The organism is Acidovorax sp. SDU_ACID1 (assembly GCF_045291395.1).
Classification (GTDB): domain Bacteria; phylum Pseudomonadota; class Gammaproteobacteria; order Burkholderiales; family Burkholderiaceae_C; genus MR-S7.
Window position 1 is genome coordinate 4328191 of the sequence record NZ_CP152342.1, and the last position, 23498, is coordinate 4351688.

Genomic DNA, 23498 nt, shown 5'->3' on the forward strand with positions numbered 1-23498 from the left:
ATGCGTTGAAAATTGAAGAAAAAAGTCATCTTCTTTCAGATTATTTGATAGATTGCGCCATGGCCTTCACCTCCGACAGCGCGCAGGTCTTCCTGGCCGTGCTCGACCACGGCTCCTTCTCCGCGGCCGCGCGGGCGCTCTCGCGCGTGCCCTCGGCCGTCAGCATGGCCATGGCCCACCTGGAGGCCGAGCTGGACCTGCCCCTGTTCGACCGCGCCGGCCGCGAACCCCGCCCCACCCCGGCGGCGCGCGCGCTGGAGCCCCAGGCGCGGCTGCTGGCAGCGCAGCTGCAGCAGCTCAACGCGCAGGCGCTGGCGCTGCACCAGGGGCTGGAGGAGCGGCTGACGCTGGCCATCGCCCCCGAGCTACTCGCCGCCCCCTGGCACGGCCCGCTGGCCACGCTGGCGCAGGAGCACCCGCTGCTGCAGGTGGAAGTGCTGGCCGCGCCGCAGGCCGACGCGCTGGCCATGCTGCACGCCGGGCGCGCGCAGCTCGCGCTGGTGTTCGAGCGGCCCAGCATGGACGGGCGCGAGGGTTTCCAGGAAGTGGGCAGCGAAACGCTGGTGGCCGTCCTCTCCCCGCGCCACCCGCTGCTGGCCGCGGGCACGCCGCTGCGCGAGGAGCACCTGACCGGCACGCGCCAGATCGTGGTGGCCGGGCGCGACCTGGCGCAGACCGACCCGCGCTTCGTCTTCGCGCGCCACCACTGGCGCACCGACAACCACCTGGCCGCGCTGGGCCTGATCGAGGCCGGCCTGGGCTGGGGCTGGCAGCCGCGCGCGCTGGTGCAGCCGCGCATCGCCGCCGGCACGCTGGCCGAGCTGCCCCTGGCCAACCTGACCAACGGCGTGGAGCTGTGGGTGGACGTGGTCTGGTCCAAGGAGCGGCCGCTGGGCCTGGGCGCGCAGCGCTTCGTGGCGCTGATGGCGCCACACGCGAGCGGGCCACAATAGCCCCATGCCCTCCTCCCTCCTCTTCCCCTTCGACATCGCCGACCGCACGCTGGCGCAGCGCTGGCAGCCGTGGCAGCCCCCGCTGAACGGGCAGGGCCAGGACTTCCGCCTGAAGGCCCTCGACCCCGGCGCCAAGCCCTTCTCCGGCGGCGACAAGGCGCAGGACAAGGCCCGCGTGGAGGAGCTGGCGCTGGAGCTGGACGCACTGCAGAACCTGCTGTACGCCGACAAGCGCTTCAAGCTGCTGGTGGTGCTGCAGGGCACCGACACGGCCGGCAAGGACGGCACGGTGCGCGGCGTGTTCGGCCGCATGAGCGCCCTGGGCGTGCACGCCGTGGGCTGGAAGGCGCCCACGGAGCTGGAGCGCGCGCACGACTACCTGTGGCGCATCCACCAGCAGGTGCCTGGCGCGGGCGAGCTGACGGTGTTCAACCGCAGCCACTACGAGGACGTGCTGGTGCCCGTGGTGGGCGGCTGGATCACGCCCGCGCAGCAGCGCCAGCGCTTCGCGCACATCAACGACTTCGAACGCATGCTGTCCGAGACCGGCACGGTGATCGTGAAGTTCATGCTGCACATCAGCAAGGACGAGCAGCGCCAGCGCCTGCAGGAGCGCCTGGACGACCCGGCCAAGCACTGGAAGTTCGACCAGGGCGACATCGCCGTGCGCAAGCAGTGGGACGACTACCAGCGCGCCTACGAGCAGCTGCTGCCCGCCACCCACACGCCCTGGGCGCCGTGGACCGTCGTGCCGGCCGACTCCAAGACGCACCGCAACCTGATGGTCGCCACGCTGCTGCGCGCCGTGCTGCAACGCCTGGACCTGCGCTACCCGCCGGGCGACCCGGCGCTGGACGGCATCCGCATCCAATAACAGCCAAAACAGGCTCCAGCGCTTATCCAACAAGCGCAAGAAGCTCTTTTTCAGGAGCAAACCGCCCGCACGGCGTCCGCCGAATCCATGCACGCCGTGCATGCCATCGAAACAGGGCGGCGTTGGACAGCGCGCGGGGGCAGGCATACAGTGGCCGGCTGACAGATTTCCCACAAGGACCCTCCCATGTCATCCACCACCCCGACCTCCCTGCCCACCCACGCCCTGCCCTCGTACCTGCAGGCCGACCACCTCGGCCCCTGGGGCATCTACCTGCAGCAGGTGGACCGCGTGACGCCCTACCTGGGCGGCCTGGCGCGCTGGGTGGAAACGCTCAAGCGCCCCAAGCGCGCGCTGATCGTGGACGTGCCCATCGAGATGGACGACGGCACCATCGCCCACTTCGAGGGCTACCGCGTGCAGCACAACACCAGCCGCGGCCCGGGCAAGGGCGGCGTGCGCTTCCACCAGGACGTGACGCTGTCCGAGGTGATGGCCCTGTCGGCCTGGATGAGCATCAAGAACGCGGCGGTGAACGTGCCCTACGGCGGCGCCAAGGGCGGCATCCGCGTCGATCCGCGCAAGCTCTCCAAGGGCGAGCTGGAGCGCCTCACGCGCCGCTACACCAGCGAGATCGGCATCATCATCGGCCCCTCCAAGGACATCCCCGCGCCCGACGTGAACACCAACGGCCAGATCATGGCCTGGATGATGGACACCTATTCCATGAACGTGGGCAGCACCGCCACCGGCGTGGTCACCGGCAAGCCGGTGGACCTGGGTGGCTCGCTGGGCCGCGTGGAAGCCACGGGCCGCGGCGTGTTCACCGTGGGCGTGGAGGCGGCGCGGCTCACGGGCCTGTCCATCGAGGGCGCGCGCGTGGCCGTGCAGGGCTTCGGCAACGTGGGCGGCACGGCGGGCAAGCTGTTCGCCGAGGCGGGCGCGAAGATCGTCGCGGTGCAGGACCACACCGGCACGGTGGCCAACGACAAGGGGCTGGACGTGCCTGCGCTGCTGGCGCATGTGAAGGAGCACGGCGGCGTGGGCGGCTTCGCGGGCGGCACCCGCATGGCGGACGCGGACTTTTGGGGCGTGGCGTGCGACATCCTGATCCCCGCCGCGCTGGAGGGCCAGATCACCCAGGACAACGCCGGCCGCATCCAGGCCAAGATGGTCATCGAGGGCGCCAACGGCCCCACCACGCCCGAGGCCGACGACATCCTCCACGACAAGGGCGTGCTCGTGGTGCCAGACGTGATCGCCAACGCCGGCGGCGTGACGGTGAGCTACTTCGAGTGGGTGCAGGACTTCTCCAGCTTCTTCTGGACCGAGGACGAGATCAACGCCCGCCTCGTGCGCATCATGCAGGAGGCCTTCGCGGGCGTATGGCACGTGGCGCAGGAGCACAAGGTGAGCTTGCGCACGGCCACCTTCATCGTGGCCTGCAAGCGCATCCTGCATGCGCGCGAGATGCGCGGCCTGTATCCCTGAAGCCTCAGCGTTGCGCGATCAGCTCGCGCATCTGCCGCGCGACGAGTTCCTGCCGCTCGCGGCCCATGCGTGACTTGATCGAGGCCACGCTCACGCCGCCGACGATGTTGCCCAGCGGGTCGCGCAGCGCCACCCCCACGCCCACCACGCCGGACACGGCGTGGTTGCCGATCACCGCGTAGCCGTCCGTGCGCGCCTGCGCCACCATGCCGCGCAGCGCGGCCATGGTGAGGTTGCGGTAGTAGGGCAGCCGCTCGCGGTTGGCGCGGATCAGCGCGTCCGCGTCGCGCGCGGGCATCTCCGCCAGCATGGCCAGGCCTCCCGCGCCCACGCCGATGGGCTGGCGGTGGCCCACGTTCACGGCCAGCGCCTGGATCATGTAGGTGCCGATGGCGCGGGCGATGCACAGGGTGTCGAAGCCGCTCTGCACCACGAGGAAGGTGGCATCGCCCGTGGCCTGCGCGATCTCTTCCAGCAGCGGGCCGTAGGTCTCCTGGATCGGCGCCTCGTTGCCCGCGGCCTTGGCGAGCTGCTGGCAGTACGGCCCCAGCGCGTAGCGCTTGCCCGTCTCGTGCTGCATCACCAGCCCCTCGCGCACCAGGCTGCCCAGCAGGCGGTGGACCGTGGGGCGCTCCAGGTCGCTGAGCGCGGCGAGGTCCGTCAGCCGCACGCCCGAAGGGTGGTGCGCGGCGACGAGCTTGAGCAGCTCGATGCCCCGTTCCAGGGTTTGCGTGCCGTGTGCCATTTTTCCAATATCTGGAAATCCAAGAATCGCAGAGGGGCCAATTCTATGCTTTGCCGCAACGCATTCTTTTTCACGCGGCCTGCGATAAGTCCAGATATTGGAATTCCAGGCCATTGACTCCAAGGAAGTGGCATGGACGTTTTCATCGCGGGCATCGCGCAGACCCCGCTGGGCCGGCACCCGGACACATCGGTCAAGGAGCTGGCGCGCCAGGCCGTCGGGGGCGCCCTGCGCGACGCGGGCGTAGATCTGGGCTCCATCGACGCGGCCTGGTTCGCCAACGTGCGCCAGGGGCAGATGGAGGGGCAGAACTCCATCCGCGGGCAGTGCGCGCTGACCGCCATGGGCCTGGGCGGCATCCCGATCTTCAACGTGGAGAACGCCTGCGCCAGCAGCAGCTCGGCGCTGTACCAGGCCTATGCCGCCATCAAGGCCGGGCTGCACGACATCGTGGTCGTGGCGGGCGTCGAGAAGATGTACTACCCCGAGAAGCGCCAGGCCATGATGGAGGCCTTCTTCGGCGGCACCGACGTGCACGAGATGCAGAGCACCTGGGCGGGCCTGCAGCGCATCGGCGACGGTATCGGCCCGCAGCAGGCGGCCGGCGGCGACTGGCGCCAGCAGAGCTTCTTCATGGACGTGTACGCGGCCCTCGCGCGCATGCACATGAAGCTGTACGGCACGACGCAGGCGCATTACGCCCACGCCGCCGCCAAGAACCACGGCCATTCGGCGCTGAACCCGCTCGCGCAGTACCGCACGCCCATGAGCGTGCAGGAAGTGCTGGACACGCCCCTAATCGCCTGGCCTTTGACCCGCGCCATGTGCGCGCCCATCTCCGACGGCGCCGCAGCGGCCGTGGTCTGCAGCGAGAAGGCGCTGGACCGCATCGGGCGCGCCCGTGCGGTGCGCATCCGCGGCATGGGCGTGTCCAGCACCGTGGACCGCGCGCCCGAGGCACTGGAATCGCACTGCGTGACGCTCGCGGCCACCCGCGCCTATGGCGCCGCGGGCATCGCGGCCAGGGACATCGACGTGGTCGAGGTGCACGACGCATCGAGCTTCGCCGAAGTGCTGCAGATCGAGAACCTGGGCCTGTGCGCGCGCGGCGAAGGCGGCCCCTACACGGCCAGCGGCGCCACCACGCTCGGCGGCGAATGCCCCGTGAACGTCTCCGGCGGGCTGGTCTCCAAGGGCCACCCCATCGCGGCCACCGGGATCATCCAGCTGCACGAGCTGGTCACGCAGCTGCGCGGCGAGGCCGGGCCGCGCCAGGTGCAGGGCGCGCGCATCGCCGTGGCCGAGAACGGCGGCGGCTTCCTGCGCGTGGAAGACGCCGCCGCCGTCGTCACCGTCCTCGACCGCATCCAGCCATGACACCCATCGATTTCTTCTGGGCCGCCGTGCGCAGCCGCCCCGGCGCCGATGCCGCCATCGAGGTGGCGGCGGACGGGCGCGTCCTGCACCGCGTGGACTACGCCGCGCTGGCGCAGCAGGTGCATGCCGCCGCCGCCCTCTTCCAGCGGCTCTCGGGCCAGCGCCGGCCCCGCGTGGTGCTGGCCAGCCGCAACAGCACCGCGATGCTGGTGAGCATCCTGGCGACCTACCACTGCCGGGGCGTGCTGATTCCGCTGACGCCCAAGAACCCCGAGGCCGAGCTGCGCCAGCAGATCGCGGTGGCGCAGCCCGACCTGGTGGTGCTCGACGACTCCGCCGCCGCGCTGGCCGCCGGGCAGGCCGTGCCCATCGTCACCCTCGGCCACGCGGCCGGCGGCGCGCCGCGCTTCGACCCGCCGCTGGCCCTGGACGAGGCCCCCGCCATCGAGGAAGCCGTGGGCGAGGACACCATCGCCATGAAGTTCACCGGCGGCTCCTCCGGCCGCCCCAAGGCCGTGCTGCAGTCGGTGCGCTGCCTGAACACCATGGTCGCGTCGCTGATGCAGGTCTACGGCCTCACGGAGGCCGACCGCTTCCTGATCAGCCCGCCCATGACGCACGGCGCCGGCACCTTCGTCGTGCCCGTGCTGGCGGCGGGCGGCTGCCTCCTCATCATGGACGGGGCCAGGGCGGACGCGCTGCTGGACGCCCTGGCCGCGCACGAGGCCACCGGCGCCTGGGTGCCGCCCACGCTGCTCTACCAGCTGCTGGACCAGCAGGCGCAGCAGCCCCGCGCCCTGCCCTGCCTGCGCAACCTGCTCTACGGCGGCGCGGGCGCCACGCTGGAGCGCCTGCACCAGGCGCGCGCCCTGCTGGGCCCCGTGGTGGGCGTGACCTACGGCCTGACCGAGGCGCCCGTCATCATCGCCGGCATGCCCGGCCAGGCCAGCGCCGTGGACGCCAACCTGGGCAGCGCGGGCTGCGCCGGCCCGCTCACGCGCCTGGCCGTCATGGGCCAGGGCGGCCAGCTCTGCGCCCCACGGGAGATGGGCGAGATCGTCGCCCGGGGCGACCTGCTGATGACCGGCTACCTCGACATGCCGGCCGAGACCGCGGCCGTCATGGCCGACGGCTGGCTGCGCACCGGCGACGTGGGCTACCTGGACGAGCGGGGCTACCTGTTCATCAAGGGCCGCTCCAAGGACGTGGTCATCACGGGCGGCTTCAACGTCTACCCCTCGGACGTGGAGGACGCCCTCGCGCAGCACGGCGACGTGGCCGAGAGCGTGGTCTTCGGCATCCCCGACGCCCACTGGGGCGAGCGCGTGGAGGCGGCGGTGGAGCTCAAGCAGGGCCGGCAGGCCACGGCCGAGGCGTTGCGCGAGCACGTGCGCGCCGCGCTCGGCGCGGTGCGCACGCCCAAGGCCATCCACATCGTGGAGCAGCTGCCCCGCAATTCCCTGGGCAAGGTGCAAAAGCGCCAGCTCAGGGACGAATTCATACGCACCTTCGGCCATAGCTGAGCCGATCCCTACAACCACTCAAGGAGATGACAGCATGAACAAGCGCACATTGGTACGGGCGGCCCTGGCCGCCATGGCCGCCACCGGCCTGCTGGCGGGCAGCCCCGCGCTGGCGCAAAGTTACCCGAACAAGCCCATCAAGTTCATCGTGGCCTTCCCGCCGGGGGGCTCCACGGACCTGGTCACGCGCATCGTGGCAGCGCAGATGTCCGAGGAGCTCAAGCAGCCCATCGTCGTGGAGAACAAGCCCGGCGCGGGCGGCAACATCGCCTCGCAGTTCGTCGCCGGCTCGGCGCCCGACGGCTACACCATCTACCTGGGCACGCTGGCCACGCACGGCATCAACCCGGTGCTGCAGAAGAACCTGCCGTTCGACCACATCAAGGACTTCACCATGGTGAGCCAGATCGGCTACTACACCAACCTGGTGCTGGTGAACCCCGCCACGCCGGTCAAGACCCTGGGCGAATGGATCAGCTACGCGAAGAAGGCCGGCCGGGCCATGAACTTCGGCTCGCCCGGCTCGGGCACGTCGCCGCACCTCACGGGCGAATACTTCAAGATCCTCACCGGCGTGGACCTCGTGCACGTGCCCTACAAGGGCAGCGGCCCGGCGCTGACCGACCTCGTCGGCGGGCAGATCGACGTGATGTTCGACAACCTGCCCTCGGCGCTGGGCCTGGTGCAGGCCGGCAAGCTGCGTCCGCTGGCCATCACCTCGCGCGAGCGCATCACGCAGCTGCCGCAGGTGCCCACCTCCGTGGAATCGGGCCTGCCCGAGATGGTGGTGGACGCCTGGGTGGGCGTGATGGCGCCCGCCGGGCTGCCCAAGCCCATCCTGGACAGCCTGCACAAGGCCGTCGTGACCAGCGTGAACGCGCCGCAGGTGCGCGCCAAGCTGGAGGAGCGCGGCGTGACCATCCGCACCTCGCAGCCCGACGAGTTCCTGGCCTACGTGAAGGCCGAGAACGAGAAGTGGGCCAAGGTGGTCAAGATCTCGGGCGCGCAGGCGAACTGAGCCGGGGCCGCAAGGCGGGCCTGCGGCGCAGGCCCGCTACCATGCCCGCTCCATGAGTACACAGACCACCCCTTCCTCTTTCGCGGACGAAGCCCCCGGCGTGCTGTTCGGCCTGCCCATGCCGATGGCCGCCGCCATGGCGCTGCGCGGCGAGCACATCGGCGGCGACACGGCGCGCATCCGCATGGGCTTCCAGCCCGACCTGGCCAACAGCCGGGGCGAGGCGCACGGCGGCGCCATCGCCACGCTGCTGGACTGCGCGCTCGCCTCGGCCGCGCGTGCGCACGATCCGGCCACCTTCGGCGTGGCCACGATCGACCTGACGCTGCACTTCGTCGCGGCCGGCAAGGGCGACCTGGTCGCCACCGGGCACTGCGAGCGGCGCGGGCGCTCCGTCAGCTTCGCGCGCGGCGAGGTGCGCGCCGAAGACGGCACGCTGGTGGCTCTGGCCACGGGCACCTTCAAGCTCATCGAGCGCGCGCGCCAGCATCAAAAAACATAGCTGCTTGCGCTTGCTGTACAAGCGCTGGAGCCGTTTCTTTCCATGAATCACCCGCCCCGCGCGCGCAGGCTCTCGAACACCTGTCGCGTACTGCGGCTGGCCACGCCCCGGCGCACGCACAGGCGGTAGGCCAGGTCGGGCAGCGGCGGCATGCCGTCGCCCGCGCCCAGCACGCGCAGGCCCGCGTCGAGCTGCTCCACGCCGCGCGCCGTCACGCCCAGGCCCGCGCGCAGCGCGGCGCGGATGCCCGCGAGGCTGGTGCACAGGTGGCGTGGCGTCCAGGCGATGCCGGCGGCATCCAGCGCCTCGCAGGCCAGGCGGCGGAACACGCTCGGCCCGTCGGCCACGATGAGCGGCACGGGGCGCGCGGCATCGTGCACGTAGCCCGCGCCGCAGAGCCACACCGTGGGGCTGGCGCGCAGCGCGAAGCCCTCGCACTGCGGGTCTTCGCGGTTGGAGATTGCCATGTCCAGCTCGGCGTTCCTGAGCGACTCCATGAGGAAGGGGCTGCGCCCCACGTGCACGTCGATGCGCATGCCGGGAAAGCGCGCCGCGATGTCGCGCAGCACCTGCGGCAGCAGCGTGTCGGCCACGTCGTGCGGCGCGCCGATGCGCACCATGCCCGCCACCGGCCGGTGGCGCAGGTGGCGCAGCGCCTCGTCGTGGATCGCCAGCATCTGCCGCGCGTAGCCCAGCAGCCGCGTGCCGTGGGCCGTGAGGCGTTTGCCCCGGCCCTGCTTCTCGAAGAGCGCGTGGCCGATCTGCGCCTCCAGCCGCTGCATCTGGTGGGTGACGGCCGACTGCGTGCGCCCCAGGTGCACGGCGGCGGCGGCGAAGCTGCCCTGGGCGTCGATGGCGGCCAGCGTGCGCAGCAGTTCGAGATCGAGCGTGTCCATAGTTGAATTTTCTTGAAGTGTTCTTCGCGCTGCAGGGATTGTCCGCCCGCCGGCCGCGCGGCTAGAGTGCTGCAACCCCAGGAGAACACCATGGACACCGCCCCCGAACGCCAGCAGGCCGTCGCCACGGCCATCGCCGCCATGAAGGCCGCCGTCGGCCCCGGCCCCGCCACACGGACCAGCCTCGACGCCGTGCTGCAGCAGCTGCTCGGCCTGGCCGCGCGGCGCGCGCTGTGGCAGCAGGGCGACTTCCCCGCACCGGAGGACGGCGAGCACCAGGCGCGCTACCTCATCGCCGAGGATGCGGACCAGACCTACGCGCTCTACCTCAACGTGATGCGCCCCGGCAAGAAGATCGTGCCGCACAACCACACCACCTGGGCCTGCATCGCCGCTGTCGAGGGCACGGAGCACAACCACGTCTACGAACGCACCGACGACGGCAGCGTGCCCGGCAGGGCCACGCTGGCGGAAACGGCCGTGGTCGAGGTCGCGCCGGGCCGGGGCATCGCGCTGATGCCCGACGACATCCACGCAGTGAAGATCCACGGCGAGCAGGTGATCCGCCACCTGCACATGTACGGCCGCGCGCTGGAGGCGCTCACCGCACGCACCAGCTACGACCTGGAGGCGGGCACGTGCAGCGTCAAGGACATCGGCGTGCAGACTCGGAGATCAACCCCCTGAGCGGCTGCGCCGCTTCCCCTTCTCTCTACGCGCTGCGCGCTTCGGGAAGGGGGACGACGCCAGCGCGGCGGGGCGGCCCTTGCGCGGCGTCCGCTGGCATGGCGTGCGCCAGTTTCAAACGGCGCGGGTATCGCCCAATCCCCTGGGAAATCAACATGTCCTCGTTCATCGACGCCCGCATGCTCAAGCACTGGCTGCACGACGGCCAGGAGATCGCCCTGCTCGACGTGCGCGAGCACGGCCAGTACGGCGAATCGCACCTGTTCTACGCCACGCCGCTGCCCTACAGCCGGCTGGAGCTGGACGTGGCGCGCCTCGTGCCGCGCCCCTCCGTGCGCACGGTGGTCTGCGACGGCGGCGACGGCGTGGCCGAGCGCGCGGCGGCGCGTCTGCGGGCGCTGGGCTACACGCAGGTAGCCGTGCTGCAGGGCGGCACGCCCGCATGGCGCGACGCGGGCTACACGCTGTTCGCGGGCGTGAACCTGCCGTCCAAGACCTTCGGCGAGCTGGTGGAGCACGTCTGCCACACACCGCGCATCACGGCGCGGGAACTCGCCGCCATGCAGGCGGCCGGCACGCCGGTGGCGGTGCTGGACGGGCGGCCGGTGGCGGAGTTCGGCAAGATGAACATTCCCGGCGCCCTCTGCTGCCCCAACGGCGAGCTGGCCTGGCGCGTGCGCAGCCTCGTTCCCGACGAAACGACACCCATCGTCGTCAACTGCGCGGGCCGCACGCGCTCCCTGATCGGCGCGCAGACGCTCATCCACCTGGGCCTGCCCAACCCCGTGTATGCGCTGGAGAACGGCACGCAGGGCTGGTTCCTGGCCGACCTGCCTTTGGCGCACGGCGGCACGCGCCGCTATGCCGACGGTTCCGGCAGCCCCTTCCTGCGCCCGCAGGCCCAGGCCCTGGCCCGGCGCATGGGCGTGCCCGAGGTGGATGCCTCCACCGTGCGGCGCTGGGCCGACACGCCCACGCGCACGCTGTTCCTCTGCGACGTGCGCACGCCGGAGGAGTTCGCTGCCGGCACGCTGCCCGGCGCGCAGCACACGCCGGGCGGGCAGCTGGTCCAGGCGCTGGACCAGTACGTGGGCGTGCGCGGCGCGCGGCTGGTGCTGTTCGACGGCGACGGCCCTGCCGATGGAGTGCGCGCGCCCGTGGTGGCCAGCTGGCTGCGCCAGATGGGGCACGATGCCTGCGTGCTGCGGGGCGGCCTGCACAGCGGCCTGGCGCTGGACGTTGCGCAGGCGCCCGCCGCGCCCGCGCTGCCCACGGTCGCCCCGGCCGCGCTGGCGCAGCGCAGCGACGTGGCCGTGGTGGACCTGCGCGCGGGCATGCAGTACCGCGCCGGGCACATTCCCGGCGCGCGCTGGTCGATCCGCCCGCGCCTAGCGCACGACCTGGGCGGGGACACGCGCGACGTGGTGCTGGTGGCCGACGATGCCCGGCTCGCCGCCTGGAGCGCGCTCGAGCTGCCGCGCACGCCGCTGCTGCTCGCGGGCGGCATGGCGGCCTGGCTGGAGGCGGGCCTGCCCGCGGAGGCCACGCCGCACAGCCCCGGCGATGCGCAGTGCATCGACTACCTGTTCTTCGTGCACGACCGCCACGACGGCAACAAGGAGGCCGCGCGGCAGTACCTGGCGTGGGAGACGGGGCTGCTCGGGCAGTTGGACCCGCAGGAGCGGGCCGGCTTTCTCATTTAAAGCGAAAACGGGCTCCAGCGCCCGCCCATCAAGCTCTGGCAGCTATGATTTTGGAAGTGCGCTGGCACGCCCAGGCATGGCGCGCCAGCGTGCGCTCGGCCAGGCGCAGCACGGGCGCATCGACCATCTTGCCGCCCACCACGCACACGCCGCCCTGCGCGGCCTGCATGGCCTGCACGACGGCCTGCGCGTGCGCCACGGCCTCGGCCGACGGGGCGAACACGCCGTTGACCAGCGGCACCTGGGCCGGGTGGATGCACAGCTTGGCGCCGAAGCCCATGCGCCGGGCGCGGCGCGTGTCGGCCTCGGTGCGGGCCGCATCGCGCGTGTCGACGGTCACGCCGTCCACCGGCTGCGCCAGCCCCGCCCGGCGCGAGGCCATGACCAGGGCCATGCGCGTGGGCAGCAGCTCGCCCTCGTCGGCCGCGCACTGCATGCCCGCGTCCACCTGGAAGTCGAGGTGGCCGAACGCCAGGCGCGCCACCTGCGGCGCGGCGGCGATGGCGTCCAGCGCGTCGATGCCGGCCACGCTTTCGATGAGCGGCACCAGCGCACAGCCGCCGCCCGCGGCCTCGGCCGCCTGCCGCAGCACGCCGGCCCCTTCGGCCTTGGGCACCATGGCGCCCGCCACGCCGGCCTCCGCAAGCCGCGCCAGCGCCTGCAGGTCGGCGCCGAACCACGCGCTGCCCTGGGCGTTGATGCGCACCAGCAGGCGCGCGCGGTCGGCGGGCGGCAGCGCCTGCACGGCCTGCTCCAGCGCGGCGCGGGCGGCATCCTTGTCGCCCGGGGCCACGGCATCCTCCCAGTCGGCGATGACCATGTCGGCCCCGCTGGCCAGGGCCTTGCCCAGCCGCGCGGGCTGGGTGGCGGGCACGAAGAGGAAGGTGCAGGCGTGCTGCAGCAGGTCGGCCATGGGCCTTACTCGGCCGAGACGCCGGCCGCCTTGATCACCTTGTCCCAGCGCGCCACCTCGGCCTCCAGGTGCTTGCGCAGGCCTTCGGGCGTGGCCTTCTCGGGCGTGGCGAGGTCGGAGCTCAGCTCGGCGATGCGCTTCTTGACGTTGTCGTCCTTGATCGCCACGTTGAGCGCCTTGTTCAGCTTGTCGATGACTTCCTTGGGCGTGCCCTTGGGTGCGTACATGCCGTGCCACACCTTCACGTCGAAGCCCTTGAGGCCCTGCTCGTCGAGTGTGGGGATGTCGGGCAGCGACGACAGGCGCTGGGGCGTGGTCACTCCGAACACCTTGGCGCGCTTGCCGTCCTGGATGACGGGCACGGTCTGCGTGGTCTGGTCGCACAGCAGGTCCACCTGGCCGCCCATGAGGTCGTTCATGGCGGGGCCGGCGCCCTTGTAGGGCACGGTGGTCAGCTTCACGCCGACCTGGTGCATGAACAGCATGCCGCACAGCTGCGACACCGCGCCGATGCCCGCGTTGGCCAGCGACACCTTGTCCTGGTTCTTGCGCACGTAGTCGAGCAGCTCGGGGAAGGTGTTGGCCGGGAAGTCCTTGCGCGACAGCAGGGTCATGGGCACGTCGAGCACCTGGCCGATGTACTCGAAGTCTCTCAAAGGGTCGTAGGGCAGCTTCTTGTAGAGCGCGGGCGCGGTGGCCATGCCCATGTGGTGGATCAGGATGGTGTAGCCGTCGTTCTTGGACTTGGCCACGCGGTTGGGCGCGATGGTGCCGCCCGCACCCACGGTGTTTTCCACCACCACGGTCTGGCCCAGCGACTGGCCCATGGGCACGGCCAGCAGGCGCGCCACCACGTCGGTGGGGCCGCCGGCGCTGTAGGGCACGACGAGGGTGACGGTCTTCTCGGGCCAGGTGGCCGCCTGGGCCATGCCCATGGCCAGCAGGACGCAGGCGGATGCGATGGCTCCCGCCATGCGGCGGCGGATCAGGGCGGTGTTGTGCGTCATAGTGTCTCCTGTTGTTCGGGGGGTTGAGAGGTGCGCCGGCACATCCCCAGCGTGCCGGCGTCCGGATTCATGGCTGTGCCACCAGCCGCTCCACGCGGCCCCACTGCGCGACCTGCCACAGCCGCTGCACGGCGGCCTCGGCCTGGTGCGCGGGCACGGCGGCGCCGTAGGCGGCCAGGCGCAGCGCCTTGGCGGTGATTTCCTCGCGCGACAAGGTGTTGCCGGGGTCGCCCTTGGGCTCGTCGACGCGGCCGTGGAGCAGGCGGCCGTCGGTGGTCCGCACCGTCACCTTGCCGATCCAGCGGCGGGGGTAGGCGCCGTCCACCTCGGCGTCCAGCACCATGGCCACCCGGTCGCGCAGGGCCACAGTGTCGGGCGCGAGGTACTCGCGGTCGAACTCGGTCAAACCCGCATGGCCGTGGCGCGCGGCCAGTGCCAGCACCGTGCCCATGGAGAACTTGGACTGGTGCACCGTGGCGGGCGAGACCACGGGGCCCAGCACGTCGATGGCGCCCTGGTGCACGTGGCAGGTGACCTGCGCGATGTCGGCGAGGGACAGCCGCTCCCGCTGCAGGACCTGCAGCAGCGCATCGGCCGCGGGGTGCGTGTGGCGGCACGAGGCGTGCCACTTGAAGCTGGTCTCGGCCGTGGCCCAGCGCGTGCCCAGGCCGTCGGTGAGCTTGGAGGGATCGGCATCGGTGGACATGCCCGCGGCCATGCCCTGCGGCCCGGTGAAGATGTCCTGCGCGCCGGTGAAACCGTCCTGGGCCAGATAGGCGGCCATCAGGCCGGCGGCAGCGGCATGGGCCGTGTGCAGCTGCTTGCTGTCGGCGGCGGTGCGCAGGAACTCCCACAGCCCCGCCGACTGCGTGCCGGCCGAGCCGAAGGCGTGCTGCATCTGCGCGGGCGTCAGCGCCAGCAGGCGCCCCACGGCGGCGGCCGCCGCCAGGGTGCCGGCCGTGGCCGTGGTGTGGAAGACCTTGTAGTGGCTGCGGCCCAGGAATTCGCCCACGCGGATGCCGACCTCGTAGCCCGCCACGCACGCGGCCATGAGCTGCGCGCCGCTCGCGCCGATGCTCTGCGCCACCGCCAGCGCGGGCGGGAAGACCACGGCCGCGGGGTGGAACACGGAGCCGTTGTGCACGTCGTCCTGCTCGGCCACGTGGCTGGCGGCGGCGTTGGCGAGGGCCGCCATCATCGGCGAGGTACTGCCGCCCAGGCCGATCACCTCGCTGGGGCCCTGGGCCGGGCCCTGCGACAGCGCGAAGCGCGCGATGCTGGCCACGGGCCGCGCCTGGCAGCCCGCGAGCACGGAGCCGAACCAGTCCACCCACAGGTCTTCGGTGCGGCGCTGCACGGCGTCGGGCACGTCGCTCCATTGCAGCGTCGCGGCGAACTGGGCCAGGGGGTGGATGGTCACTGGGGTTTCTTGCTTCATTTTGGCCTCCAGGGCTGATGGGACAAGCGCGGGCAGCTATGGTTTCAGATGGCTTGCGGGGCTTGCAGGGCGTCGATCTGCTCGGCCGTCCAGCCCAGCTCGGCCAGGATGGCCGCGTTGTGCTGGCCCACGGCAGGGATCGGCTCCATGCGATAGTCGAACGCGCTGTTCACGCCCGGCGGCAGCAGCGCGGGCACCTCGCCCGCGGGCGTGGCCACGGTACGCCAGCGGCCGCGCGCCTGCAGCTGCGGGTGCGCCCACAGGCCCGCCATGTCGTTGACACGGGCGTTGGCTATTGCCGCCGCGTCCAGCCGCTCGACCACCTGCGCGGCGGTGAGCGCGGCGAAGGTCTCCAGGATCAGCGCCTGCAGCTCGGCGCGGTGCTGGTTGCGCTGGGCGTTGCTGTCGAAGCGCGCGTCGGTCGCCACTTCGGGGCGCTGCAGCACGGCATCGCAGAACACCTTCCACTCGCGTTCGTTCTGCAGGCCCAGCATCACCGTGCCGCCGTCGCCGGCGGTGAACGGGCCGTAGGGGTAGATGCTGGCGTGCGATGCGCCGGTGCGCGGCGGCGGCGGGGCGCCGTCGAAGGCGTAGTACATCGGGTAGCCCATCCACTCGCCCATGGCTTCGAGCATGGACACGTCGATGTGGCTGCCTTCGCCCGTCTTGCCGCGCAGCAGCAGGGCCGAGAGGATGTTGGTGTAGGCGTACATGCCCGCGGCGATGTCGGCGACCGAGATGCCGCCCTTGGACGGCGTGTCGGGCGTGCCGGTGATCGAGAGGAAGCCCGCCTCGCTCTGGATCAGCAGGTCATAGGCCTTCTTGTCGCGGTAGGGGCCGTCGCTGCCGTAGCCGCTGATGTCGCAGACGATGAGCTTCGGGTTGTGGCCTTTGAGGGCTTCGTACGACAGGCCCATGCGCGCCGCCGCGCCGGGCGCGAGGTTCTGCACCAGCACGTCGGCGGTCTTGAGCAGCTGCAGCAGCGCGGCCCTGGCCTGCGGCTGCTTCACGTCCAGCGCCAGGCTTTCCTTGCTGCGGTTGATCCAGGTGAAGTGCGAGGACTGGCCTTTCACGCGCTGGTCGTAGCCGCGCGCGAAGTCGCCGCTGCCGGGGCGCTCCACCTTGATGACGCGCGCGCCCAGGTCGGCCAGCTGGCGCGTACAGAACGGCGCGGCCACCGCGTGTTCGAGCGAGACGACGGTGATGCCGTCGAGGGGGCGGGTCATGGACAGCCCGCCGCCGGGCCGCCCCAAGGCGGGCTGCGCCCCCTCGGGGGGCAGCGAGGACACGTCAGTGCCGAGCGTGGGGGTCATGTTTTCTCCCTCAGAAAGAGCGAGGCAAGCCGAGGAGGTGCTCGGCCACGTAGGAGTAGATGAGGTTGGTCGAGATCGGCGCCACCTGGTAGAGGCGCGTCTCGCGGAACTTGCGCTCCACGTCGTATTCGCAGGCGAAGCCGAAGCCGCCGTGGAACTGCAGGCAGGCGTTGGCCGCCTCCCAGCTGGCCTTGGCCGCGAGGTACTTGGCCATGTTGGCCTGCGCGCCCATGGGCTCGTGCCGGTCGAACAGCTCGCAGGCCTTCCAGCGCATGAGGTTGGCGGCCTCCACCTCGATGAAAGCGTCGGCGATGGGGAACTGCACGCCCTGGTTCTGGCCGATGGGGCGGCCGAACACCTGGCGGTCCTTCACGTAGTTCGTCACGCGGTCCAGGAACCAGTAGCCGTCGCCGATGCACTCGGCCGCGATCAGCGTGCGCTCGGCGTTCAGGCCGTCGAGGATGTACTTGAAGCCCTTGCCCTCCTCGCCGATCAGGTTCTCCTCGGGGATCTCCAGGTCCTCGAAGAACAGCTCGTTGGTCTCGTGGTTGACCATGTTGAGGATGGGCCGCACGGTCATGCCCTTCTTCTCGGCCTCGCGCAGGTCCACCATGAAGATGGACATGCCCTCGCTCTTCTTCTTCACCTCGGCCAGCGGCGTGGTGCGCGCCAGCAGGATCATGAAGTCGCTGTGCTGGATGCGGCTGATCCACACCTTCTGGCCGTTGACCACGTAGCGGCCGTCCTTCTTCACGGCGCTAGTCTTGATCTTGGTGGTGTCGGTGCCGGTGGTGGGCTCGGTCACGCCCATGGATTGCAGACGCCATTCGCCCGAAGCGATCTTGGGCAGGTACTTTTCCTTCTGCGCCGCGCTGCCATGGCGCAGCAGCGTGCCCATGTTGTACATCTGGCCGTGGCAGGCACCGGAGTTGCCGCCGCAGCGGTTGATCTCCTCCATGATGACGCTGGCCTCGGTCAGGCCCAGGCCCGAGCCGCCGTATTCCTGCGGGATCAGCGCGGCCAGCCAGCCGGCCTGCGTGAGCGCGTTGACGAAGGCCTCGGGATAGGCCCGCTGCTCGTCGACCGTGCGGAAATACTCGTCCGGGAATTCCGCGCACAGCGCACGGATGGCGTCGCGGATCTCGTGGTGGTTGTTGGAACTGGTGTGTTCGATCATTTCAAGCCTTTTTGGCCCCTGGCGCTTGCCCAGCAAGCGCGAGCAGCTATGGTTTTGGGAGTCTTCAGGCCAGCGTGGCCGTGGCCTGCATGGTGAGGAAGCCTTCGTGGTCCTGGGCCCACAGGTCGATGGTCCTGCCATCCTCGCGCGGCTTGCCGTGCACGCTGAACGGGTGCAGGTCGAACGTGGGCCGCACGGCCTTGAAATCGAACGCCGCCACCTGCGCACCGGGCAGGCTGCGGCGCAGCAGGTCGACGAGCAGCGTGGCGATCAGCGGGCCGTGCACGATCAGGCCGGGGTAGCCCTCCACCTGCGTGACGTACTGGCGGTCGTAGTGGATGCGGTGGCCGTTGAAGGTGAGCGCGGAGTAGCGGAACAGCAGCACGTCGTCCGGCACGACGGTGCGCGACCACGCCGCCTGCGCAGGCGGCTGCTGGGGCTGCGGGGCCGGGTCGCCTGGCTGCGCGGCGGCGCGGTACACGATGTCGTGCTCCTCGGTCAGCGACAGGCCGTTCGCATTGGAAAAGCGGTGCTCCACCAGCACGAACAGCAGCTCGCCCGAGCGGCCCGCCTTGTGCGTGACGGAGCGGATGGTGGACAGGCGCTCCAGCGCCTGCCCCACCTGCAGCGGGTTGCCGGTTTCCCAGCGCAGCCGCCCGCCGGCCCACATGCGGCGCGGCAGCGGCACGGGCGGCAGGAAGCCGCCGCGTTTGGGATGCCCGTCGGGCCCGATCTCGCTCTGGCGCGCGTGCGGCAGGAAGTACAGCCAGTGCCACAGCGGCGGCACGGGCGTGCCGGGAACGGGCGCTGGGTCGTCCCGGTCCAGCGTGGCCGACAGGGCGCGCACGGGCGCGGCGGTGGCGGTGTCGGGGGTGGTCTCGCTCCTGCCCTGCCAGGATTGCAGGTGGGCCAGGGCGGCGGCGTCGATGGTGGCGGTCATGTGCGGGAAGAGGTCAGTTGATCGTGGCACCGGAGGTCTTCACGATGCGCGCCCACTTGGCGATGTCCTGCTTGAGGATGGCGGCGAACTCGGTACCCATGACGGGCTTGTCGGCCGTGCCGGCCAGCTCCACGCCCTGGGCCTCCAGCTTGTCGCGCATCTCCTTGTCGGCCATGGCCTGGCGCATGCCCTCCTGCAGGCGGTCCTGCACGTCCTTGGGCACGCCCGCGGGCGCGAACAGGCCGATCCACAGCGTGCCGTTGTAGCCCGGCACGAATTCGCCCAGGGCCGGCACGTCCGGCAGCACCGGCGAGCGCTGCGCGCTGCTCACGGCCAGCGCGCGCAGCTTGCCCGACTTGATGTGCGACAGCGTGGACGGCAGGCTGCCGAACAGCAGCGGCAGCTGCCCGCCCAGCACGTCGTTGAGCGCGGGCGCCACGCCCTTGTAGGGCACGTGCTGCAGCTCGATGCCGGCCATCTGGTTCAGCATCTCGCCCAGCAGGTGATTCAGCGTGCCGTTGCCGGCCGAGGCGTACTGCAGCTGGCCCGGCTGGGCCTTGGCCATGGCGAGCAGCTCGGGCACCGTCTTGGCAGGGAACGCGGGGTGGGCCAGCAGCACGTTGGGCACGGCGCCGATCAGCGCCACGGGCTGGAAGTCGGCCACGGGGTCGAACCCCGGCGCCTTGTAGAGGGCCGGGTTGATGGCCTGGCTGCTGCTGATGGTCATGAGCAGCGTGTAGCCGTCCTTGGGCGCCTTGGCCACGGCCTGCGTGCCGATGTTGCCGCCGGCACCCGGGCGGTTCTCCACCACGGCGCTGCCGCCGAGCTTCTCGGCCAGCTTCTGGCTCACCACGCGGCCCACGATGTCGTTGGTGCCGCCCGCGGCCTGGGGGACGATCATCACGATGGGGCGGCTGGGGTAGGCGGCCTGCGCCCACGCGCCCGGCAGGGCCGCCAGGCCCCAGGCCAAGGCACACAGGGCACGGCGGGAAAGGGCGGGAAGGCGGGGGCTGCGCATGTTGTGTCTCCTGAAGATGGGGCGCCATCTTCCGGGGCGGGCGGGCTTTCTACAATCACGGAGTTTGCAAGCCAGCCTTCGGTTTTTCAAAAGGCTTGTTCTTCTCAGTAGAAACCCTGAACCTCCATGCAATTCGATCTGAAGGACCTGCGGCTCTTCGTTTTGATAGCGCAAACCGGAAGCCTGACAAGGGCTGCGGAGCAATCGCACCTGTCCCTGGCGGCCACCAGCGCGCGCGCCAAGGCGCTGGAGGAGCAGGCGGGCATGCCTTTGCTGATACGAGAGGCTCGGGGGGTGCGCCTGTCGCCACCGGGCGAGGCCTTCCTGCACCACGCCCAGGCCATGCTGCAGCAGTCGCGCCAGCTCCAGGCCGACCTGCAGGAATACGGCGCCGGCCTGCGCGGCCACCTGCGCGTGTTCGCCAACACCACGGCGGTGACGGACTTCCTGCCCGACATCCTGTCGGCCTACCTGATCGCGCACCCGCACATCAGCGTGGACCTGCAGGAGCGCCCCAACGCGCGCATCGCCGACGACATCCGCGAAGGCCGGGCCGACCTGGGCATCATCGCGGGCGAGGTGGACACGCACGGCCTCGCCAGCGTGCACTTCAGCACCGACCGGCTGGCGCTCGTCACGCCGCCCACGCCGGCCTGGCGCGCGCTGCGGGAGCTGCCCTTCGCCCAGGTGCTGCACGAGCGCTTCGTGGGCATGCACCGCAGCAGCACGCTGCAGGCCTTCCTGGACGGCGTGGCCCAGCAGCTGGGTGCCACGCTGAAGCTGCGCATCCAGCTCGCGAGCTTCGACGCCATGTGCCGCATGGTAGCGGCGGGCGTGGGCATCGCGGTGGTGCCCGAGAGCGGCGCGCAGCGCTACGCCGACAGCGCGCACGTGCACCAGATCCGCCTGCTGGACGCCTGGGCCGTGCGGCCGCGCTACATGCTGGTGCGCTCGCTGGACGGCCTGCCCGCGCACGTACAGGCCCTGATGGCGGCGGTGCAGGCGCACCACGCGCCAGGCTGAAAAAGCCCGCCTACCGGCGCACGAAGCGCGCCAGCCGCTCCACGCCGTCCAGCAGCTTGGCGCCGTCCGCCACCGCGTGGCACCAGCGCAGCCAGCCGTTGCCCTCGGGGCCGAAGGCGGAACCGGGGGCCAGGCCCAGGCCCACCTCACTCACCAGGCGCTTGGCCAGATCCAGCGAATCGTCATGGCCCTGCAGGCGGAAGAACACGTACATGGCGCCGCCCGCGTCGGGCACCTCCACGCCGGGCACGGCGCGCAGCGCATCGACCAGCAGCCGGCGGCTCTCCACCAGGCCCGCGCGCAGTTGCGCCACGTGCGCCTCGCCCTGCGCCAGCGCCACGGCGGCCGCGCGCTGGATGGGCTCGAAGATGCAGGAGAAGTTGTATTCGATGACCTTGCCCAGGTCGGCCTCCAGCGTCTCGGGCACCACCATCCAGCCCACGCGCCAGCCGGTCATCCGCCAGGCCTTGGAGCAGCTGTTGACCGAGACGATGCGGTCGCCGCGCTCGTAGTGGCGCAGGAAGGATGGGGCGCTCGCCAGCGCCGGGTCGTACACCAGGCGCTCGTATACGTCGTCGCTCAGGATCCAGATGCCGTGCTGGCGGCAGCGCGCCAGGACGGCGGCCATGCCCTCCTCGTCGATGGTCCAGCCCGTGGGGTTGTTGGGCGAGTTCAGGACGAGCATGCGCGTGCCGGGCGTGAGCGCGTCCATGAGCCGGTCGAGCTGAAGCGCCCAGCGCCCCTCGCGCACGGCGAGCGGCACGCGCACGACCTGCGCGCCCAGGATGCGCGGCATCTCCAGCAGGTTGGGCCACAGCGGCGTGACGGCCACCACGCGGTCGCCGGGCGACAGCAGCATCTGGTTGGCCAGCATCAGCCCCGCGTCGCCCGAGGCGACGGCACCGATGCGCGGCACCCCCACTTCGCGCCCATGCAGGCGCGCGAGGTACTGCGCGATGGCCTCGCGCAGATAGGGACGGCCCAGGTTCTGGGAATAGAAAGTCTCGCCCGCATCCAGCGAGCGGGCCGCGGCGTCGCGGATGAACTGCGGCGTGGGCTGGTCGGACTCGCCGAACCAGAACGGCAGCACGTCCGCGCGGCCCATGCCGGTGTTGGCGACTTCGCGGATGAGGGAGCCGCCCAGGTCCTGGATGGCGGCGCGCGGCTGGGCGGGAAAGGAAGGGGCAGAAGGCATGGGCTGCATTGTGCTCAGAACGTGCGAGCGCACCCGGCGTGGCCGAGCAGCGCGCCAAAACGCGGCCCCTCTAGGCGCAAAGCGCAGCCATAGCGCGGGCTATGGCGAGCATTTGCAACGCCGAGGGGACGTGTTTTGGCGTGATGAGCGGGCGTGGCGGATGCGTTCACACGTTCTCAACATTCGACGATGTTCACGGCCAGCCCGCCGCGCGAGGTCTCCTTGTACTTGGTCATCATGTCCGCGCCCGTCTCGCGCATGGTCTTGATGACCTGGTCCAGGCTCACGTGGTGCGTGCCGTCGCCGTGCAGCGCCATGCGCGCGGCGTTGATGGCCTTCACGGAGGCCAGCGCGTTGCGCTCGATGCAGGGGATCTGCACCAGGCCGCCCACGGGGTCGCAAGTGAGGCCCAGGTGGTGCTCCATGCCGATCTCGGCCGCGTTCTCCACCTGCGCGGGTGTGCCGCCCAGCACGGCGCACAGGCCCGCGGCGGCCATGGAGCAGGCCACGCCCACCTCGCCTTGGCAGCCGACCTCTGCGCCGGAGATGGAGGCGTTTTCCTTGTAGAGGATGCCGATGGCCCCGGCCGTGAGCAGGAAGTCGATCACGCCGGCCTCGCTGGCGCTGGGAACGAAGCGCCAGTAGTAGTGCAGCACCGCCGGCACGATGCCCGCCGCGCCGTTGGTGGGCGCGGTGACCACGCGCCCACCCGCGGCGTTCTCCTCGTTCACCGCCAGCGCGAACAGGTTCACCCAGTCGATGACCTGCAGCGGATCCTGCTCCACGCTTGGCGCCGCCTGCAGCGCCCGGTGCAGCGCGGGCGCGCGCCGGCGCACCTGGAAGCCGCCGGGCAGTACGCCGCCCACGGCGCAGCCGCGCGCCACGCAGTCCTGCATGGCGCGCCAGATGGCGAGCAGGCCGGTGTCGATGGCCGCGTCGTCGCGCCAGTGGCGCTCGTTGGTGCGCATGACCTGCGCGATGGAGCCGCCCTGCGCGCGCGCCTGGGCCAGCAGCTGCTCGCCGCTGTGGAACGGCAGGGGCAGCACCTCGGTGTCGGGCGCAATCTCGGCCTGGCGCTGCGCGTCGGCAGCGGCCTCCTCGCTGACGATGAAGCCGCCACCCACCGAGTAGTACACCTGGGCGTCCAGCAGCCCGCCCGCGGCGTCGAAGGCCTCGAAGCGCATGCCGTTGGCATGCAGCGGCAGCGTGACCTCCGCCACCAGCGGCAGGTCCGCCGCTTCGTCGAAGGCGATCTCCAGTCCGTCGGCCAGCGGCAGGCGGCGCCGGGCGCGGATGCGGGCGATCAGTGGCTCGATGGCATCGACGGGCACCGTGTCAGGCGCATGGCCGGCCAAGCCCAGCAGCACGGCGCGGTCGCTGGCGTGCCCCCGGCCGGTGGCGCCCAGCGAACCGTAGAGCGTGCTGCGCACGCGCGCCACGCGAGGCAGCACGCCCTCGCGCCCCAGCCGCTGCACGAACAGCCGCGCGGCCCGCATGGGGCCCACGGTGTGCGAACTGGACGGCCCGATGCCGATCTTGAACAAGTCGAAAACACTGACTGCCATCGTGCAACCCCTTTTGCCATCCAGTCCGTTACAGCGCATCCGGCGGACTCAGAAATGCCCCCACCTCGGCCGCGTTCATATCCATCCGCAAAACTCTAGATTTGGCCAAGTTAGCGACAGATTGGAGTTTTCTGCCAGAA

General features: G+C 71.1%; 21 protein-coding genes. 10 read left to right on the forward strand and 11 right to left on the reverse strand.

What is annotated here, in order from left to right:
- Nucleotides 1-59: 59 nt before the first annotated feature.
- The 3 genes from AAG689_RS21275 (at nt 60) to AAG689_RS21285 (ending at nt 3318) form a co-directional block, all read left to right on the forward strand.
- Nucleotides 60-953, forward strand: coding sequence for a LysR family transcriptional regulator (locus AAG689_RS21275; RefSeq protein WP_406623655.1), 894 nt, complete (start codon nt 60-62; stop codon nt 951-953).
- Between the two features lie 4 nt (nt 954-957).
- Nucleotides 958-1827 carry a PPK2 family polyphosphate kinase gene (locus AAG689_RS21280; protein ID WP_406623656.1) on the forward strand — a complete coding sequence of 290 codons (870 nt, stop codon included), beginning with the start codon at nt 958-960 and terminating at the stop codon, nt 1825-1827.
- 186 nt (nt 1828-2013) lie between these two features.
- Nucleotides 2014-3318 carry a Glu/Leu/Phe/Val dehydrogenase gene (locus tag AAG689_RS21285; RefSeq protein WP_020226761.1) on the forward strand — a complete coding sequence of 435 codons (1305 nt, stop codon included), beginning with the start codon at nt 2014-2016 and terminating at the stop codon, nt 3316-3318.
- 4 nt (nt 3319-3322) lie between these two features.
- Here AAG689_RS21285 and AAG689_RS21290 read toward each other — a convergent pair whose 3' ends face one another.
- On the reverse strand, nt 3323-4063 hold the full coding sequence (locus AAG689_RS21290; RefSeq protein ID WP_020226762.1) for an IclR family transcriptional regulator: 741 nt from the start codon (nt 4061-4063) through the stop codon (nt 3323-3325).
- A 132-nt stretch (nt 4064-4195) separates the two neighbouring features.
- On the opposite strand from AAG689_RS21290, the gene AAG689_RS21295 reads away from it, so the two are divergent.
- Genes AAG689_RS21295 through AAG689_RS21310 form a run of 4 tightly spaced genes read left to right on the forward strand, consistent with a single transcriptional unit; the run spans nt 4196 to nt 8483 of the window.
- Nucleotides 4196-5440, forward strand: coding sequence for a thiolase family protein (locus AAG689_RS21295; RefSeq protein ID WP_406623657.1), 1245 nt, complete (start codon nt 4196-4198; stop codon nt 5438-5440).
- On the forward strand, nt 5437-6963 hold the full coding sequence (locus AAG689_RS21300; protein WP_406623658.1) for a class I adenylate-forming enzyme family protein: 1527 nt from the start codon (nt 5437-5439) through the stop codon (nt 6961-6963). Before AAG689_RS21295 ends, AAG689_RS21300 begins: the two co-directional genes overlap by 4 nt.
- A gap of 34 nt (nt 6964-6997) precedes the next feature.
- Nucleotides 6998-7981 carry a Bug family tripartite tricarboxylate transporter substrate binding protein gene (locus AAG689_RS21305; RefSeq protein ID WP_406623659.1) on the forward strand — a complete coding sequence of 328 codons (984 nt, stop codon included), beginning with the start codon at nt 6998-7000 and terminating at the stop codon, nt 7979-7981.
- A 52-nt stretch (nt 7982-8033) separates the two neighbouring features.
- Nucleotides 8034-8483 (forward strand): PaaI family thioesterase, encoded by a 450-nt coding sequence (locus AAG689_RS21310; RefSeq protein WP_024000780.1) that lies wholly within the window; start codon nt 8034-8036, stop codon nt 8481-8483.
- A 47-nt stretch (nt 8484-8530) separates the two neighbouring features.
- Here AAG689_RS21310 and AAG689_RS21315 read toward each other — a convergent pair whose 3' ends face one another.
- Entirely contained in the window at nt 8531-9379 is an 849-nt protein-coding gene (locus tag AAG689_RS21315) for a LysR substrate-binding domain-containing protein (RefSeq protein WP_406623660.1), read from the reverse strand.
- 90 nt (nt 9380-9469) lie between these two features.
- Between AAG689_RS21315 and AAG689_RS21320 the strand changes: the two genes are divergently transcribed.
- Nucleotides 9470-10066, forward strand: a complete 597-nt coding sequence (locus AAG689_RS21320) for a hypothetical protein (protein WP_406623661.1) — start codon at nt 9470-9472, stop codon at nt 10064-10066.
- A gap of 155 nt (nt 10067-10221) precedes the next feature.
- Nucleotides 10222-11769 (forward strand): rhodanese-like domain-containing protein, encoded by a 1548-nt coding sequence (locus AAG689_RS21325; RefSeq protein WP_406623662.1) that lies wholly within the window; start codon nt 10222-10224, stop codon nt 11767-11769.
- Between the two features lie 28 nt (nt 11770-11797).
- Here the strand turns inward: AAG689_RS21325 and AAG689_RS21330 are convergent, their stop codons facing one another.
- The 7 genes from AAG689_RS21330 to AAG689_RS21360 form a co-directional block, all read right to left on the reverse strand.
- The gene (locus AAG689_RS21330) at nt 11798-12682 is read right to left on the reverse strand and encodes an HpcH/HpaI aldolase/citrate lyase family protein (RefSeq protein WP_406623663.1); all 885 of its coding nucleotides are present in this window, start codon (nt 12680-12682) and stop codon (nt 11798-11800) included.
- Between the two features lie 5 nt (nt 12683-12687).
- Nucleotides 12688-13656, reverse strand: coding sequence for a tripartite tricarboxylate transporter substrate binding protein BugD (locus tag AAG689_RS21335; RefSeq protein ID WP_406626385.1), 969 nt, complete (start codon nt 13654-13656; stop codon nt 12688-12690).
- Between the two features lie 100 nt (nt 13657-13756).
- A complete protein-coding gene (locus AAG689_RS21340) occupies nt 13757-15127 on the reverse strand; it encodes an MmgE/PrpD family protein (protein ID WP_406623664.1) in 1371 nt (456 codons plus the stop codon).
- 44 nt (nt 15128-15171) lie between these two features.
- The gene (locus tag AAG689_RS21345; protein ID WP_406626386.1) at nt 15172-16353 is read right to left on the reverse strand and encodes a CaiB/BaiF CoA transferase family protein; all 1182 of its coding nucleotides are present in this window, start codon (nt 16351-16353) and stop codon (nt 15172-15174) included.
- A gap of 97 nt (nt 16354-16450) precedes the next feature.
- Nucleotides 16451-17617 carry an acyl-CoA dehydrogenase family protein gene (locus tag AAG689_RS21350; protein ID WP_020226774.1) on the reverse strand — a complete coding sequence of 389 codons (1167 nt, stop codon included), beginning with the start codon at nt 17615-17617 and terminating at the stop codon, nt 16451-16453.
- Nucleotides 17618-17681: 64 nt separating this feature from the next.
- Nucleotides 17682-18557, reverse strand: a complete 876-nt coding sequence (locus AAG689_RS21355; protein WP_406623665.1) for a MaoC family dehydratase N-terminal domain-containing protein — start codon at nt 18555-18557, stop codon at nt 17682-17684.
- A gap of 13 nt (nt 18558-18570) precedes the next feature.
- Nucleotides 18571-19575 (reverse strand): Bug family tripartite tricarboxylate transporter substrate binding protein, encoded by a 1005-nt coding sequence (locus AAG689_RS21360; protein ID WP_406623666.1) that lies wholly within the window; start codon nt 19573-19575, stop codon nt 18571-18573.
- 126 nt (nt 19576-19701) lie between these two features.
- Here AAG689_RS21360 and AAG689_RS21365 point away from each other — a divergent pair, with 126 nt between their 5' ends.
- The gene (locus AAG689_RS21365) at nt 19702-20598 is read left to right on the forward strand and encodes a LysR family transcriptional regulator (protein WP_406623667.1); all 897 of its coding nucleotides are present in this window, start codon (nt 19702-19704) and stop codon (nt 20596-20598) included.
- Nucleotides 20599-20608: 10 nt separating this feature from the next.
- Here AAG689_RS21365 and AAG689_RS21370 read toward each other — a convergent pair whose 3' ends face one another.
- Nucleotides 20609-21793 carry a pyridoxal phosphate-dependent aminotransferase gene (locus AAG689_RS21370; protein WP_406623668.1) on the reverse strand — a complete coding sequence of 395 codons (1185 nt, stop codon included), beginning with the start codon at nt 21791-21793 and terminating at the stop codon, nt 20609-20611.
- 176 nt (nt 21794-21969) lie between these two features.
- The gene (locus tag AAG689_RS21375) at nt 21970-23358 is read right to left on the reverse strand and encodes an L-serine ammonia-lyase (RefSeq protein WP_406623669.1); all 1389 of its coding nucleotides are present in this window, start codon (nt 23356-23358) and stop codon (nt 21970-21972) included.
- Nucleotides 23359-23498 lie beyond the last annotated feature (140 nt).

Coding starts and splice junctions, on each gene's coding strand:
- AAG689_RS21275 (WP_406623655.1), top strand. CDS start 60: ATGGCCTTCACCTCCGACAGCGCGCAGGTCTTCCTGGCCGTGCTCGAC.
- AAG689_RS21280 (WP_406623656.1), top strand. CDS start 958: ATGCCCTCCTCCCTCCTCTTCCCCTTCGACATCGCCGACCGCACGCTG.
- AAG689_RS21285 (WP_020226761.1), top strand. CDS start 2,014: ATGTCATCCACCACCCCGACCTCCCTGCCCACCCACGCCCTGCCCTCG.
- AAG689_RS21290 (WP_020226762.1), bottom strand. CDS start 4,063: ATGGCACACGGCACGCAAACCCTGGAACGGGGCATCGAGCTGCTCAAG.
- AAG689_RS21295 (WP_406623657.1), top strand. CDS start 4,196: ATGGACGTTTTCATCGCGGGCATCGCGCAGACCCCGCTGGGCCGGCAC.
- AAG689_RS21300 (WP_406623658.1), top strand. CDS start 5,437: ATGACACCCATCGATTTCTTCTGGGCCGCCGTGCGCAGCCGCCCCGGC.
- AAG689_RS21305 (WP_406623659.1), top strand. CDS start 6,998: ATGAACAAGCGCACATTGGTACGGGCGGCCCTGGCCGCCATGGCCGCC.
- AAG689_RS21310 (WP_024000780.1), top strand. CDS start 8,034: ATGAGTACACAGACCACCCCTTCCTCTTTCGCGGACGAAGCCCCCGGC.
- AAG689_RS21315 (WP_406623660.1), bottom strand. CDS start 9,379: ATGGACACGCTCGATCTCGAACTGCTGCGCACGCTGGCCGCCATCGAC.
- AAG689_RS21320 (WP_406623661.1), top strand. CDS start 9,470: ATGGACACCGCCCCCGAACGCCAGCAGGCCGTCGCCACGGCCATCGCC.
- AAG689_RS21325 (WP_406623662.1), top strand. CDS start 10,222: ATGTCCTCGTTCATCGACGCCCGCATGCTCAAGCACTGGCTGCACGAC.
- AAG689_RS21330 (WP_406623663.1), bottom strand. CDS start 12,682: ATGGCCGACCTGCTGCAGCACGCCTGCACCTTCCTCTTCGTGCCCGCC.
- AAG689_RS21335 (WP_406626385.1), bottom strand. CDS start 13,656: ATGGCGGGAGCCATCGCATCCGCCTGCGTCCTGCTGGCCATGGGCATG.
- AAG689_RS21340 (WP_406623664.1), bottom strand. CDS start 15,127: ATGAAGCAAGAAACCCCAGTGACCATCCACCCCCTGGCCCAGTTCGCC.
- AAG689_RS21345 (WP_406626386.1), bottom strand. CDS start 16,353: ATGACCCGCCCCCTCGACGGCATCACCGTCGTCTCGCTCGAACACGCG.
- AAG689_RS21350 (WP_020226774.1), bottom strand. CDS start 17,617: ATGATCGAACACACCAGTTCCAACAACCACCACGAGATCCGCGACGCC.
- AAG689_RS21355 (WP_406623665.1), bottom strand. CDS start 18,557: ATGACCGCCACCATCGACGCCGCCGCCCTGGCCCACCTGCAATCCTGG.
- AAG689_RS21360 (WP_406623666.1), bottom strand. CDS start 19,575: ATGCGCAGCCCCCGCCTTCCCGCCCTTTCCCGCCGTGCCCTGTGTGCC.
- AAG689_RS21365 (WP_406623667.1), top strand. CDS start 19,702: ATGCAATTCGATCTGAAGGACCTGCGGCTCTTCGTTTTGATAGCGCAA.
- AAG689_RS21370 (WP_406623668.1), bottom strand. CDS start 21,793: ATGCCTTCTGCCCCTTCCTTTCCCGCCCAGCCGCGCGCCGCCATCCAG.
- AAG689_RS21375 (WP_406623669.1), bottom strand. CDS start 23,358: ATGGCAGTCAGTGTTTTCGACTTGTTCAAGATCGGCATCGGGCCGTCC.